This window comes from Streptomyces sp. NPDC054842, from assembly GCF_053611025.1.
This window is the reverse complement of record NZ_JBSGZN010000101.1, coordinates 1278-2473: the sequence shown is the minus strand read 5'-3', so window position 1 is coordinate 2473 and position 1196 is coordinate 1278. Positions and strand designations below refer to the sequence as shown.

Sequence of the window (1196 nt, the reverse complement as noted above, 5' to 3'; positions counted from 1 at the left end):
ACACAGTGGACGCGAGCAACTGAGGACAAGCCCTCGGCCTATTAGTACCAGTCACCTCCAGCGGTTGCCCGCCTTCCAGATCTGGCCTATCAACCCAGTCGTCTACTGGGAGCCTTAACCCCTCAAAGGGGGTGGGAATACTCATCTCGAAGCAGGCTTCCCGCTTAGATGCTTTCAGCGGTTATCCCTCCCGAACGTAGCCAACCAGCCATGCCCTTGGCAGGACAACTGGCACACCAGAGGTTCGTCCGTCCCGGTCCTCTCGTACTAGGGACAGCCCTTCTCAATATTCCTACGCGCACAGCGGATAGGGACCGAACTGTCTCACGACGTTCTAAACCCAGCTCGCGTACCGCTTTAATGGGCGAACAGCCCAACCCTTGGGACCGACTCCAGCCCCAGGATGCGACGAGCCGACATCGAGGTGCCAAACCATCCCGTCGATATGGACTCTTGGGGAAGATCAGCCTGTTATCCCCGGGGTACCTTTTATCCGTTGAGCGACGGCGCTTCCACAAGCCACCGCCGGATCACTAGTCCCGACTTTCGTCCCTGCTCGACCCGTCGGTCTCACAGTCAAGCTCCCTTGTGCACTTACACTCAACACCTGATTACCAACCAGGCTGAGGGAACCTTTGGGCGCCTCCGTTACTCTTTGGGAGGCAACCGCCCCAGTTAAACTACCCATCAGACACTGTCCCTGATCCGGATCACGGACCCAGGTTAGACATCCAGCACGACCAGAGTGGTATTTCAACGACGACTCCCCCTGAGCTGGCGCTCAGAGTTCACAGTCTCCCACCTATCCTACACAAGCCGAACCGAACACCAATATCAAACTGTAGTAAAGGTCCCGGGGTCTTTCCGTCCTGCTGCGCGAAACGAGCATCTTTACTCGTAGTGCAATTTCACCGGGCCTATGGTTGAGACAGTCGAGAAGTCGTTACGCCATTCGTGCAGGTCGGAACTTACCCGACAAGGAATTTCGCTACCTTAGGATGGTTATAGTTACCACCGCCGTTTACTGGCGCTTAAGTTCTCAGCTTCGCACACCCGAAAGTGCACTAACCGGTCCCCTTAACGTTCCAGCACCGGGCAGGCGTCAGTCCGTATACATCGCCTTACGGCTTCGCACGGACCTGTGTTTTTAGTAAACAGTCGCTTCTCGCTGGTCTCTGCGGCCACCCCCAGCTCAC

1 rRNA gene (only partly in view) is annotated in these 1196 nt (G+C 56.5%); it reads right to left on the bottom strand.

Going from position 1 to position 1196, the window contains the following annotated elements:
• Window positions 1-21 precede the first annotated feature (21 nt).
• A 23S ribosomal RNA gene (locus ACWGIS_RS36225) occupies window positions 22-1196 on the bottom strand; its annotated part runs 1277 nt beyond the window's last position; the annotation flags it as partial.